General features: G+C 43.4%; 12 protein-coding genes. 1 reads left to right on the top strand and 11 read right to left on the bottom strand.

What is annotated here, in order from left to right; genetic code table 11:
• Positions 1-100: 100 nt before the first annotated feature.
• The 7 genes from queA to ylxM are packed head-to-tail and all read right to left on the bottom strand — an operon-like array spanning position 101 to position 4704.
• Positions 101-1126 (bottom strand): tRNA preQ1(34) S-adenosylmethionine ribosyltransferase-isomerase QueA, encoded by a 1026-nt coding sequence (gene queA / locus DW694_RS05740; protein ID WP_015525215.1) that lies wholly within the window; start codon positions 1124-1126, stop codon positions 101-103.
• A gap of 2 nt (positions 1127-1128) precedes the next feature.
• Positions 1129-1881 (bottom strand): tRNA (guanosine(37)-N1)-methyltransferase TrmD, encoded by a 753-nt coding sequence (trmD, locus tag DW694_RS05735; RefSeq protein ID WP_015525216.1) that lies wholly within the window; start codon positions 1879-1881, stop codon positions 1129-1131.
• Positions 1882-2388 carry a ribosome maturation factor RimM gene (gene rimM / locus DW694_RS05730; protein WP_059085894.1) on the bottom strand — a complete coding sequence of 169 codons (507 nt, stop codon included), beginning with the start codon at positions 2386-2388 and terminating at the stop codon, positions 1882-1884.
• A 59-nt stretch (positions 2389-2447) separates the two neighbouring features.
• Complete coding sequence (locus DW694_RS05725) at positions 2448-2678, bottom strand: KH domain-containing protein (RefSeq protein WP_015525219.1); 231 nt, start codon at positions 2676-2678, stop codon at positions 2448-2450.
• Positions 2679-2733: 55 nt separating this feature from the next.
• Entirely contained in the window at positions 2734-2979 is a 246-nt protein-coding gene (gene rpsP, locus DW694_RS05720) for a 30S ribosomal protein S16 (protein ID WP_015525220.1), read from the bottom strand.
• Between the two features lie 45 nt (positions 2980-3024).
• Positions 3025-4377, bottom strand: coding sequence for a signal recognition particle protein (ffh, locus tag DW694_RS05715; protein WP_118369243.1), 1353 nt, complete (start codon positions 4375-4377; stop codon positions 3025-3027).
• A gap of 3 nt (positions 4378-4380) precedes the next feature.
• Positions 4381-4704: a YlxM family DNA-binding protein gene (gene ylxM / locus DW694_RS05710; protein WP_015525222.1), complete on the bottom strand. Its 324-nt coding sequence runs from the start codon at positions 4702-4704 to the stop codon at positions 4381-4383.
• Positions 4705-5104: 400 nt separating this feature from the next.
• Between ylxM and DW694_RS05705 the strand changes: the two genes are divergently transcribed.
• Positions 5105-6643, top strand: coding sequence for a helix-turn-helix domain-containing protein (locus DW694_RS05705; RefSeq protein WP_118752677.1), 1539 nt, complete (start codon positions 5105-5107; stop codon positions 6641-6643).
• A 22-nt stretch (positions 6644-6665) separates the two neighbouring features.
• Here the strand turns inward: DW694_RS05705 and DW694_RS05700 are convergent, their stop codons facing one another.
• The 4 genes from DW694_RS05700 to DW694_RS05685 all read right to left on the bottom strand — a co-directional run bounded on the left by DW694_RS05700 (position 6666) and on the right by DW694_RS05685 (position 12658).
• Positions 6666-7490, bottom strand: coding sequence for an RNA methyltransferase (locus DW694_RS05700; RefSeq protein WP_015525223.1), 825 nt, complete (start codon positions 7488-7490; stop codon positions 6666-6668).
• A 131-nt stretch (positions 7491-7621) separates the two neighbouring features.
• Positions 7622-8428 carry an alpha/beta hydrolase gene (locus DW694_RS05695; protein WP_015525224.1) on the bottom strand — a complete coding sequence of 269 codons (807 nt, stop codon included), beginning with the start codon at positions 8426-8428 and terminating at the stop codon, positions 7622-7624.
• 315 nt (positions 8429-8743) lie between these two features.
• Positions 8744-10552, bottom strand: coding sequence for a Na/Pi cotransporter family protein (locus DW694_RS05690; RefSeq protein ID WP_044962146.1), 1809 nt, complete (start codon positions 10550-10552; stop codon positions 8744-8746).
• 252 nt (positions 10553-10804) lie between these two features.
• The gene (locus DW694_RS05685) at positions 10805-12658 is read right to left on the bottom strand and encodes a DNA cytosine methyltransferase (RefSeq protein ID WP_110103255.1); all 1854 of its coding nucleotides are present in this window, start codon (positions 12656-12658) and stop codon (positions 10805-10807) included.
• Positions 12659-12812 lie beyond the last annotated feature (154 nt).

Below are 12812 nucleotides of genomic sequence, written 5' to 3'. Positions count from 1 at the left end.
AGCATAACAAAAAATAATATCCCAACAGATCCTGTAATAATGCATGTTTCCATGCTGCGATCCGTTGGGATATTATTTATATAAAAAGTAATTTTAAATCTTATTCGATCATCATGGCATCCCCGAAACTGAAGAAACGATATCTTTCCTTAACAGCTTCTTCATAAGCAGCCATAATATGTTCTTTTCCGGCAAGGGCTGAAACTAACATCAGAAGCGTTGACTCCGGCAGATGGAAATTGGTGATCAGTCCATCGATAGCTTTGAATTTATAACCAGGATAGATAAAGATCTCTGTCCATCCGCTTCCGGCCTTCACGATTCCATCCTCTCCGGCTGCGGACTCCAGGGTACGGCAGCTGGTAGTTCCCACAGAAATCACTCTTCCGCCGTTTTTCTTTGTATCATTGATCAGTTTTGCCTGATCTTCTTCCACAATATAAAACTCCGAGTGCATGTGGTGCTTTTCTACATCATCTACCTTTACCGGGCGGAAGGTTCCGAGACCTACATGTAAAGTTACATGTGCAATATTCACACCCTTCTCCTTTACTTTCTCAAGAAGCTCCGGCGTGAAGTGAAGTCCTGCGGTAGGTGCAGCAGCAGATCCCTCATTCTTTGCATATACAGTCTGATAACGGTTCTTATCCTTCAGCTTGTGGGTAATATACGGCGGCAACGGCATTTCTCCCAGCTGATCCAGGATCTCTTCGAAAATCCCCTCATAATGGAACTGGATCAGACGGTTTCCCTCATCTACAATATCAATGATCTCACCCTTCAGGATACCGTCACCAAAAGTGATCTTTGCACCGGGACGTGCTTTTTTTCCCGGCTTTACAAGACACTCCCAGATATCATTTTCGCGGCGTTTCAGAAGCAGGATCTCGATCAGCGCTCCAGTTTCTTCCTTGTGACCATAAAGACGTGCCGGGATAACCTTGGTATCATTGATCACAAGACAGTCTCCCTTATGCAGGTAATCCAGTATATCGGTAAAATGACGATGTTCGATACTTCCATCTTTCAGGGACAGATGCATCAGTCTGGAAGAACTTCTGTCCTCCAGCGGATCCTGAGCGATCAGTTCCTGTGGCAGATCATAATAAAAATCTGATGTTTTCATAATTATTTTTCCACTTCCTCTTTCCACTGTTTGCGAAGCCTGCGGACCTCGTTCCACTCTTTGTTGGTCAGATCAGCTTTTGGTAAAAGATCCGGCCTCCATTTGGCTGTACGGATGATAGACTGCTCTCTTCTCCATTTATCCACATTGGCATGGTGTCCGGAAAGCAGCACCTCCGGAACCTTTTTGCCATGCCATTCCTCCGGGCGGCTGTACTGGGGATACTCCAGAAGATTCCCGGAAAAGGATTCCGTCTCACCGGATTCCTGATTATTCAGAACACCTGGTACCATTCTGGAAATAGAATCCATCATGACCATAGCCGGAAGTTCTCCTCCGGTAAGTACATAATCACCAATGGAAACATAGTCTGTTACGATTTCTTCCAGAACACGCTCATCAATTCCCTCATAATGACCACAGAGGAAAACCAGGTCTTCTTCCAGGGCAAACTCTTTTGCCATATCCTGATTGAAGGTTTTTCCCTGAGGAGTCAGAAAGATCACGCGGGGTTTCCTTCCAATACGTTCTGCAATGGATTCATAAGACAGATATACCGGCTCCGCCTGCATCAGCATTCCGGCTCCGCCGCCATAAGGATAATCATCTACCTTCTGGTGCTTATTGAATGCAAAATCCCGTATATTGATCGCTTCCAGTGATAACAGTCCCTTTGTAATGGCACGGCCTGTAATACTTGTGTTCATTCCGTTCTCGATCATTTCCGGAAATAATGTAAGTACATGATAATTCATTTAAACAAGCCCTTTCATCAAATGTACAGTCATGGTATTTTTTTCCACATCCACATCAAGAACACAGTCATGGATCGCAGGAAGCAGGATTTCCTCGCCATCCACACGATCTACAATATAAACATCATTGGCGCCGGTCTCCATCACATCACGGAGCACTCCGAATTTCTCCCCATTCTCCAGAAGTACCTCCATTCCGATGAGATCCGCCACATAATATTCGTCCTCGCCAAGCTCCTGTGCCTCTTCACGTGGGATCCAAAGCTCACGGCCCTTATACATTTCAATATCATTGATGTTGTCAATGCCTTCAAACTTCAGGATCGCAAGATTTTTAAAAAACTTTACATTCTGAATATTCAGTCTGCGAAGCTCTTTTCCTGTGTCCAGAAGCACATATTCAATATCAAGAAAACGCTCTGCGTCATCCGTTGTCGGAAAAACTTTTACTTCACCACGGACGCCATGGGTCGTTGTAATAACTCCTACCTTTAATAAATCTTCCATTTTTGCTCCCTTTCAGAGTAAAAACAGGAGCCATGGAATCCACAGCTCCTGTCTCTTTTTCATTGCAGAATATCTACAATCACTTTTTTGCTGCTTTTTGAAGAAGCCGCTTTCACAACAGTACGGATTGCCTTGGCAATTCTGCCCTGTCTTCCGATAACCTTACCCATATCGGCCGGTCCGACCTTCAGTTCAACAACAATCGCGTCGTCTTTTTCAGTCTCAGTAACGACTACTTCATCCGGATTTTCAACAAGAGATTTTGCAATTACTTCTACAAGTTGTTTCATTACATACCTCCTTGCTCCTGCCTCATTGAGGCCACAGATCCAAATCTGTCAGGTATTATTTCTCGATTCCGGCAAGTTTAAGAAGCTTAGCAACTACCTCTGTAGGCTGAGCACCAGCTGCAAGCCATTTTTTTGCTGCCTCTTCATCGATTTTGTATACGCTTGGGTCAAGGTTCGGATCATATGTTCCGATCTCTGCGATGCATCTTCCGTCACGTTTGCAGCGAGAATCTGCTACTACGATTCTATAGAAAGGTGCTTTCTTCTGTCCCATTCTTCTTAATCTGATCTTAACTGCCATTTTTGTTTTCCTCCAATTATCTTTCTGAAAATTTATTGTTATTTATTAAAAGGGAAGCTTAAAGCCGCCTCTTTTTCCCATATTCATCTTGCCGCCTGTTAATCCCGGCATCTGTTTCATCATCTTCTTGCTCTGCTCAAACTGCTTCACAAGACGATTTACTTCTGTAATATCCACTCCGGCGCCTCTGGCGATACGGTTCTTGCGTGAGATGTTCAAAATGTTGGGGTTACTTCTCTCCTGAGGTGTCATGGAAAGAATGATGGACTTGGTACGGTCCATAGCCTTCTCATCGATCATACCCTCGATATCCTTCATCTTACCGCCCATTCCGGGAAGCATGTTCAGGATACTGGAAATACCACCCATCTTGTTCATCTGCTCCATGCTGGTAAGATAATCATTGAAGTCGAAATCCATTTTCTTCAGCTTCTTTTGCATCTCCTGAGCCTGTTCCTGATCCACAGATGCTTCCACCTTCTCGATCAGACTCATTACATCGCCCATTCCAAGGATCCTGGAAGCCATACGTTCCGGATAAAACTGTTCCAGATCTGAAAGCTTCTCTCCCATACCAACATAGAAGATCGGTTTGCCGGTCACGGCTTTAATGGAAAGCGCAGCGCCGCCTCGTGTATCACCGTCCATCTTAGTCAGGATCACACCGTCAATGCCGACTTTATCAGAAAAGTTCTGCGCCACATTTACTGCATCCTGTCCTGTCATGGCATCAACTACAAGCACTGTAGCATCTACATTCACATTCGCTTTGATATTCTCAAGCTCCTGCATCATGTCCTCATCAATATGAAGACGTCCTGCTGTATCGATGAGCACAACATTCTGCTGATTGGATTTCGCATGCTCGATAGCTGCTTTTGCAATATCCACGGGATTCTGCTTATCTCCCATAGAAAAGACCTCGACGCCCTGTTTCTCACCGTTTACCTGCAGCTGTGTGATCGCTGCCGGACGGTAAACATCACAGGCCACAAGCAGTGGTCTCTTTCCCTTGGATTTCAGTTTGCCTGCCAGCTTGGCAACCGTCGTTGTCTTACCTGCACCCTGAAGACCGACCATCATAAGAACGGTAAGATCCATTCCCGGTTTGATCGGAAGCTCTGTTGTCTCACTTCCCATCAGGTTGACCAGCTCATCATTTACGATCTTGATCACCATCTGTCCCGGATTCAGACCATTCATAACATCCTGTCCGATAGCCTTTTCCTGAACGGATTTCGTAAACTGCTTAACAACCTTAAAGTTAACATCCGCTTCCAGAAGCGCCATCTTAACTTCCTTCAGTGCTACCTTGACATCAGCCTCTGTGAGACGGCCCTTGCCCTTCAGCTTCTTAAATACATTCTGCAGTTTATCTGTTAAACTCTCAAATGCCATTGATCATAACTCCTCTAATATCACATTGGAAATCGCCGCAATATCTTCGGCGTGGTACTTGTCAGCCAGTTCATGGATCTTTATGACCTGACTGCGGATGTTCAGGAATTTCTCGACCAGATGAAGCTTCTCTTCATATTCTTCCAACGTCCGATTGCACCGTCTGATCATATCATGCACACCCTGTCTGCTGATGCCAAGTTCCTCAGCAACCTCACTTAAGGAATAATCCTCAAATACCACACTGGTGTACACCTGCCGCTGCCTCTCTGTCAGAAGCTCTCCATAAAAATCAAATAAAAATGTCTGCTCTACAAATTTCTCCATCTGTAATCACCTTGGCTATCATACACGATTCCGCCACACCTGTCAAGGGTTTTTGCTTTACAAATTTATTTTTTCCTGAATTTCACAAAAAAAGGCCGGAAAAGCACTTTTCTGCTGGGTTTTGCAGGCTTTTCCAACCTTTGTTATTCTATTTACTTCTTATTAATAAATGTGATATCTTTTCCATATTCTTTGATCAGCTTCGGAAGATCATTAACAGACATACAGCCCTGCCCTTTTTTCCGCACTTGTTTTGCCACACCCCAATATAAAAGGCTTGTTTCTGCACTTGTTTTCTCCTTATGATTCTATTATACTGTAAATCAAAAGAATCACACTTCCACATAACATGGCTATTATTCCTATTTTTTCCTACAAAATATAGGAAGGAGGATTTTCCTTGAAACTCAGTGCAAAACTCATCTGCTATCATTTACAGAAATCTTTTCCCCTGCATACATCCAGGCTGGATACAATTCCTTCCCTTTCCTGCCCTTCCTGCTTTGAAAAGAACACCTCTCTTCAGGATGGGCGTGTTTACCTTATCACAGATCCGGATTTTCAGCTCACTTTTCATCATCCCAAAAATATTCTGTTCCTGATGATTGGAAAAATCTATCAGAACTACGAATTAACTCAGCCAAACATGTGTATCATCCCTGAAGATATTCCGGTCAATATTGTCTTTAACAGGATTCAGGATATTTTTATCCTCTATGATCAGTGGAATCAGTCCCTGATGGATTCCCGTCTCCGGAATGCTTCTATCCAGGAACTTCTGGATCTTACAGCTTCCATTATTCCCAATCCAATGATGCTGATCGGTATGGATTTTACTATCATTGCCTCCAGAGACTGGAATCTGAGTGATCTTTCCAATTCTGTTTTGGGTTCCACTGAAAATTCCTGGGCTATTGTGGACAGCCTGAAGCAGGATCCTCATTACGAAGAGGCTTTTTATAAAACCGGATATTTTTATTATCCGGGAAATGGCCTTACTGCTCCTTCTCTTTGCGTAAATATCTCCAATAATGATAAAGCAGTATACAGGCTGATGTTTTCCGAAGGTGAGGTTCCCCTGGATGATACGTTTGGTTTTGTTCTGGAGTACCTTTCCCAGATGGTATCCCATGCACTTTCCACAGGTATCATGCACAGCCGGGATAAAGCTTTTCCTCTTCATCAGATTTTTATGTCAATTCTGACAGATCCTGGAGCTGATTATGTAAAAGTCAGTCAGCAGCTGACAAATGTAGGGTGGCTTTCTTCCCATATATATCAATGTATTTTGATCCAAACCGGGCTGATCGACCAGAAAAATCTGACCCTTAATGCCATCTGCAATTATCTTGAAAATACGATCCCGGCCAGCTGTGCTACCGAATATAAGGGAAATGCTGTGCTTTTTATCAATCTGGATCTCTGCACTCTGACTATCCATGAGATTTCCGATAAGATCGAGGGTTTTATCAAAAGCAGCATGTTAAGCGCCGGATACAGCCGGAAGATGCTTGGACATTTTAATTTCCACCGACAATACACGCAGGCTTCTGTTACCCTGCAGGTTGGAAAACGCAAAAATCCCGCAGAAAGTATCCACTATTTTGACTCCATCGCTCTGCCCTATATTCTGGAACAGGCAACCAAAAAGCTTCCTGCTTACATGGTCTGTCACGAAAAGCTTCTGTCAATGAAATATAAGGATGAGGCAAAGCAATCTCATCTCTATGAAACACTGCGTTGTTTTCTGGAGCACAACCAGAACATTTCTCATACTGCCAGCGCTTTATTTATCCACAGAAGTACTCTTCTTTATCGTCTGGATAAGATCAAAGCTTTTCTGGATTCAGATCTTACAGACAGAAACGAGATCCTGTATCTGTTGCTTTCTTTTCATCTGATGGATATGGAAGAAGAAAACCAGAATGCAAGATCATAAAAACGGGAACTCTCTTAAATATTTAGCGTTTTCCCAGCTGCCAAAATGCAACTGCACTGGCTGCCGCCACATTCAGTGAATCCACACCGTGTGCCATTGGAATACATACTGTATAATCACAGTCCGCAATGGTCTCCGAAGCAAGGCCATCCCCCTCTGTTCCAAGAACTACTGCCAGTTTTTCTTCTGCCATCAGATGAGGATCATCAATATCAAAGGAATCCTCCCTAAGAGCCATGGCTGCCGTCTTAAATCCCATCGCTTTCAGAGACCGGATTCCTTCCGTTTTCCACTCTGTTTTTTCATCAAAAAATGTCCATGGTATCTGGAATACGGTTCCCATGCTGACACGGATCGCACGGCGGTACAATGGATTGCTGCACCCCGGTGTCAGCAGCACCGCATCCATCCCAAGAGCCGCCGCAGAACGAAAGATCGCGCCTATATTAGTAGGATTTACCACATTTTCCAGAACTGCGATCCTGCGGGCATTTTTGCATACATCGACTATATCAGGAAGCGCCGGCCGGCGCATTGCACAGAGCATTCCTCTTGTCAGCTTGAATCCAGTCAGCTGCGTCAACACATCAAATTCTGCCGTATAAACCGGGATGTCTCCACAACGACGGATCAGTTCTTTTGCCTCACCCTCAACATGTTTATGTTCCACCAGAAAAGAAATCGGCTGGCACCCGGAATCCAAAGCTCTCTCAATAACCTTCGGGCTCTCCGCAATAAAGATCCCCTTCTCCGGTTCTGCCCGGTTCAAAAGCTGTATCTCCGAGATCCTGGCATATACATCCAGCTCCGGAGCGTTGAAATCTGTGATTTCTATGATATTTGACATGGTTATTTTTCTCCTGTTCTGTCTTCTTGTTTTCATCCTGCTATTGTAACAGAATCTCTTTGCAAAAGAAAGCCAGGTGCTATATGTTTCCACCTGGCTTTGCTGCTACTTGTAAAACAATTTGTTTATATTCAGATTCTCACTTCCATCCACCGGATCATATCCCCGATCACTTCATCTTTACAATACTCATTCAGGATCTCATGAAAAAGTCCGCCGTAGATCTTCATCTGCTTGTCTTTTGATCCTGCTTCTTTAAAGAAATCATAGGTATCCTGTACACTTACCAGACCGTCTTTCTCGCCGTGTGTCATAAGGACCGGATAATGGAACTCTGCTTTTTTCTCTTTGAACCAGTCAAGTCCGTCGCAGATCGCATAGCATAACCCCGCTGTAAAGGACTGTTTATTGTATGGATCTTTTCCGTACCAGTCTACCACTTCCTGTACAGAGCATACACCTGAACCCAGCTGATTGGCAAGGCGCGTATGTACATCCATTTCTCCCGGCACACCACGTATCAGATTGCCGTTATCTGCGGTCAGCGCACCACTGGTAATGATCCCCCGGAGTTTTTTGTCCGGATATTTGGCTCCGTACAGAGAAACCGTAAATCCGCCCATGCTGTGTCCCAGAAGAAATACCGGGATATCCGGATTTTCCTCAATTGCCATATCCACAACTACGTTGGTGTCGTCCAGAAGCTCATTGAAATCTGAATAAAAAGTCTCTTCACCTTCAGACCGTCCATGTCCTCTGTGATCAAAACGATAGGTTCCGATTCCCGCCTCATGAAGTTTTTCCGCAAAATAATCGTACCTGCCCTGGTGCTCACAGAGTCCGTGGACAATCACGATCACCGCTTTATTGTCTGCTGCTGTTTCTTTTTTCAGATACAGTTTCGTTCCGTCAAACGATGTGATCATACTTTCACCCATAATAAAACCCTCCCTTTTCTTTCTGCGAGATACATATCCCCATTATATGTCTCACGCTATCTGATAGGTTTATCATATCATGAAATCTGTATTTTGATAACCCCTATTACTAATTATCAGCAATTATATGATTTTTACAAAAAGTAATGAAAAATAGAGGAGTGACATATTTTGTTCTCTGAACTATAATCACCTCAGTACAAAGGGGCTGTCGCACTAAAAAATTAGTGCGACAGCCCCTTCTTTTTTCATTGTTAGGGCAAATCCCTAACAAAAACGGCAGCGGAATATCTACATTTCCGCTGCCTGAATTTCTTATTCTACTTCTTCCGGCTCCATGCTGAGCATATGGCCTTCCTGATTTCCAATATCATATTTCTGTCCGTATTCCTTGAAATACTGGTAGTAGTCCGCACTGTTTGTGGGATAGATCTTGGAATCGTGAATATGAAGATCAGATCCTGTCTCTCCGCTCTTCATAAGTGCCACCATAGCACTTGCACAGTGAGTTGCGATACGACAGAAACTGTTAAGGATATCACTAAATACCGTTCCCTCTTCCAGTCCGCATTTGCCCTGGCTCAGTCGCTCTGCATGACGCATCTTCAGTACATCACAAAGTCCTGTGATCACAGCTCCGAGAGGTGCTACTCTCTGTGCCATTTCTTTATCGTCTTTCATGAAAGCATTGCAGGTTATATTGATATCCTCACGAACTGCCTCCATAACAACATTCAGCTCATCCCAGGCTTCCTGTGAAAAATTCGTATGGTTATCATGCATTTCATTGGACATATGAGCAATGTAAGAAGCATGATCACCGATACGCTCAAAGTCATTGATCGTATGCAGATACAGTGAAGTCTGTCTTGTCTGTGCAGAATTCATCTCTCTCTTTGTCAGCTGGATCAGATACTCTCCTAGACGACTTTCATACTTGTCGATCAGATCCTCTTTTCGCTGAACCTTATCATACTTATCCTGCTGATAATCATTCAGAAGATTCATGGCTCTGTTGACATTCTTACGGAGCTTCTTGGACATTCCGTTCATTACACGGTGACACTGTGCGATAGCAAGGGCCGGGTAATTCAGAAGACGCTCTTCCAGAAGATCAAAGTCTGCCTCATCTTCCAGATCTTCTTTGTTATCCTTAACAAGCCAGCATACCAGCTTCTCGATCTTTGAAATAAACGGGAACAGCACGATAACCGTTGCCAGACGGAAAACTGTGTTCAAAAGTGCGATCGCTACCGGTGTCATGGTCATATCCATAAATGTAAAATGTACAAACGCATTCACGGTATAAAAGATCACAGACCAGAGAATCAGACCAAACAGGTCATTGATCAGATATACAAGAGCCGTTCTTTTACCGTTCTTATTTGCTCCGATGGCTGAGATCAGAACTGGACATGCAGCACCAACACCGATACCAAGAACGATCGGAAATGCACTTGCAAATGTCAGGATACCGGTTACGGAAAGAGCCTGGAGCACACCGACTGTTGCAGACGCACTCTGGAGTACCGCAGTAAAAGCGATACCTACGAGAATACCTGCGATCGGATTGGAAAACATAGTCAGCATCTTGATGAACATCGGACTCTCACGCAATGGAGATACCGCACCACTCATCATCTGCATACCTGTCATCAGGATCGCAAAACCAAGCATGATATTTCCCACGTTCTTATGTAAGGTACGCTTACAGAACATACGGAAAATAATACCAACTACAGCCACAACAGCAGAAATAGTTGCTGTGGAAAGAACACTAGCGATTCCATTAGATCCTTCAATATAAGAAAGACATAAGATCCAGCCAGTAATACTGGTTCCGATATTGGCTCCCATGATGATACCGATCGCCTGTTTCAGTTTCATCATACCGGAGTTTACAAAACCGATCACCATAACTGTCGTCGCAGAAGACGACTGGATCACACTGGTAACACCAGTACCAAGTGCGACACCCTTCAGCGGAGTATTGGTCATCTTATAAAGAAATGCTTCCAGCTTATTACCTGCTGCCAGCTTCAGACCATCGCCCATTAGGGACATACCAAACAAAAATAATGATACTCCACACAACAAAGATAAGATCATTGAAAAAATTGCCATAATTTTCTCCTTTGTCATACTCGCTTCCTGTCATAACCTGTCAGGAGCCATGTTATCCTGAAAATGCGACTTTACATTTCCTTAATCTGGATTTTTCTTATTTTTAACATTTTCCCATTTATTATGCCACATCAATTTCCATATTACAACAACAGATTTATTTCGAAAATGAAAAAATTCGAAGGCAGCGGATTATCTTCCAAAACTCTGCCCTCGAAATGGGGATTTTTGAGTGATTTTTCACAAAATTTTCTATTTTTCCAGGCGCATCAGCATATCATCCAAAATATCTTCCAAATACCCTCCCGTTGTTTTTTCCCCTTCTTTTTTTATCTGGAGCATCGCTTTCAAATCTTCATCGGACAGGCAGATGATCAGTTTCCCGCTTTCCCGTAGACTTCCCCGTGCAGCCATTTTCGCATGTTTATCCGCTCCTTTTCTGGAAATAATGATCGCAACTTTACGGAGAGCTTTTTCGTACAGATATTTTTCTGTAGTGTAAATTTCCCTCTGAGTAATAGGCTTTTCATAGTTTTTAAACTCGAACACGATATACTTCGTAGAAAAATACTTACAGATCGTGTCAAAAAAATCCTGTGTCACCCCGTTTTTGATCTTACAGCACATGTCAAAACGATACAGATCTTCCTCTGTTGTCTTCTGCTGCTCCCACAAAGTCAGATATTCTCCAAGGATATATTTCAGAATAGAAACACAAAGTTCCTCATATTTCTTGAAAGCTGCACTACCGGTCTCCAACACTTTTAACTGCGCTATATAGCTGTCAGCAACCGATTCCGGATCCGTATTCTCCATCTGGCTGCTTTCCTCAAAGATAAAAGGCTCCGGTCTCTCCGGTTCTATGTTTTCCACCGAATAATTCAGAATCGAGATCAGTTCGTTCTTCAGTTCCGGATAGTCCTCAAAGAGCCACAGCACATTTCGGATGTCCCAGACATATCCAAGCTTCGCCTCTTCGTACTTTCTCTTAGTCTCATCAGAGACCAGATTCGCCACTACACAGATATTTTGTAATGGCAGATCCTTTTTCTGATCTGACACTGCTTTTCCAACCAGACGGCTATAACTCTGCAACCGTTTAAGTGTAGCGATTTCTTTGGAATCACTGTACATTCTGGTCATAAAGACCCATTCATCGCTTTGGAAAGAAACCCCTTTATATGTAAGGTATTTTTCAAAAAGCTGCTTAAAGCGGGCCATATTTTCCCAGTTTTTCATCTGCACATCACCCTCTGAATTTATATAGGGTTCTACGCAGAGATTGCGAACGACCTGTTCTGTCACTTTTATGTTCGGCGCATATATCAGGCTTCTGTACATCCGGCTTTTGTTTGGCACAGAACGTGGAAAATCTTCCGGAAATCCCTTTAATCTGGCTATTTCTTTGTGTGTGATCTTATGATAGACGCCATGGATACGGATCAGCGGCATTTTTATCAGATTCAGACGAACCTGCCCGGATTCCCGATAACCGCCTTTTTCCCAACACAAAACGCTGTCACCGGCATGCGAAGCATCAATCTTCTCTTTCGCAAAATCAATTCTGTAATACCAGGAATCCTGTGGATTCATTTCCACCCAGCCATCCAACAGGATACTACTCTTATGGACCTGCACCGGCATGATCATATCCGAAGCATTCACTCTTTTTGAAACAATATATGCAAATTCTTCCCGCAGCGGAAATGCAGTAACCTCCGAACTCTGGATATTTTTATGCGTGATATGGTATCCATATTCTTGCAGCTGAAAAATGTGCTCCTTTATGAACCCTTTCCATAATTGCTTTTTCATAACAAAAAGAATGGCCGGCGGTCGTCTTCTTTGCACCAGGGTCAAACTATAAAACACCTCTTCTGCTTTCGACTGCGTCAGATCAAAAGCCCAGACATCACTGTCCGGAACTGTGGCAGGATCTATGGAAGAAAGGCTGCATGCAGTTACATTTTGACTTATATTTTCCTGATAGATCTCTATCACTTTTCTGTCCGGCTCATATGCTTTCAAAATCTCATAACCGGCATTTTGAAAACCAAGAGTCAGCGCACCGATACCGGCATTAAAGATCACCACTGTATTCTTCATATATTTTTTCCTATCTTATTATTTGTACTGTGACAGCAGCTCCAAAAGCTTACCACTGTTGATTGGTTTGTTATAATTGATCCCCACAAGCCAGGATATTCCCTGTACATTTCTGTAAAGACTCCGGATAATTTTTCTCCTTTATCTGCTCTAT

It is taken from the genome of Ruminococcus sp. AM26-12LB, from assembly GCF_003480785.1.
GTDB lineage: Bacteria > Bacillota > Clostridia > Lachnospirales > Lachnospiraceae > Blautia_A > Blautia_A fusiformis.
Note: the sequence above shows the minus strand (reverse complement) of the source record. Positions and strands in the feature narration are given on the sequence as shown.

What these genes read in the sequence shown, in the direction of transcription:
- trmD (WP_015525216.1), bottom strand. Translation starts at nt 1,881, where the DNA reads ATGAATTATCATGTACTTACATTATTTCCGGAAATGATCGAGAACGGA.
- ylxM (WP_015525222.1), bottom strand. Translation starts at nt 4,704, where the DNA reads ATGGAGAAATTTGTAGAGCAGACATTTTTATTTGATTTTTATGGAGAG.
- rimM (WP_059085894.1), bottom strand. Translation starts at nt 2,388, where the DNA reads ATGGAAGATTTATTAAAGGTAGGAGTTATTACAACGACCCATGGCGTC.
- ffh (WP_118369243.1), bottom strand. Translation starts at nt 4,377, where the DNA reads ATGGCATTTGAGAGTTTAACAGATAAACTGCAGAATGTATTTAAGAAG.
- DW694_RS05695 (WP_015525224.1), bottom strand. Translation starts at nt 8,428, where the DNA reads ATGGGTGAAAGTATGATCACATCGTTTGACGGAACGAAACTGTATCTG.
- DW694_RS05725 (WP_015525219.1), bottom strand. Translation starts at nt 2,678, where the DNA reads ATGAAACAACTTGTAGAAGTAATTGCAAAATCTCTTGTTGAAAATCCG.
- rpsP (WP_015525220.1), bottom strand. Translation starts at nt 2,979, where the DNA reads ATGGCAGTTAAGATCAGATTAAGAAGAATGGGACAGAAGAAAGCACCT.
- DW694_RS05700 (WP_015525223.1), bottom strand. Translation starts at nt 7,490, where the DNA reads ATGTCAAATATCATAGAAATCACAGATTTCAACGCTCCGGAGCTGGAT.
- DW694_RS05690 (WP_044962146.1), bottom strand. Translation starts at nt 10,552, where the DNA reads ATGGCAATTTTTTCAATGATCTTATCTTTGTTGTGTGGAGTATCATTA.
- queA (WP_015525215.1), bottom strand. Translation starts at nt 1,126, where the DNA reads ATGAAAACATCAGATTTTTATTATGATCTGCCACAGGAACTGATCGCT.
- DW694_RS05685 (WP_110103255.1), bottom strand. Translation starts at nt 12,658, where the DNA reads ATGAAGAATACAGTGGTGATCTTTAATGCCGGTATCGGTGCGCTGACT.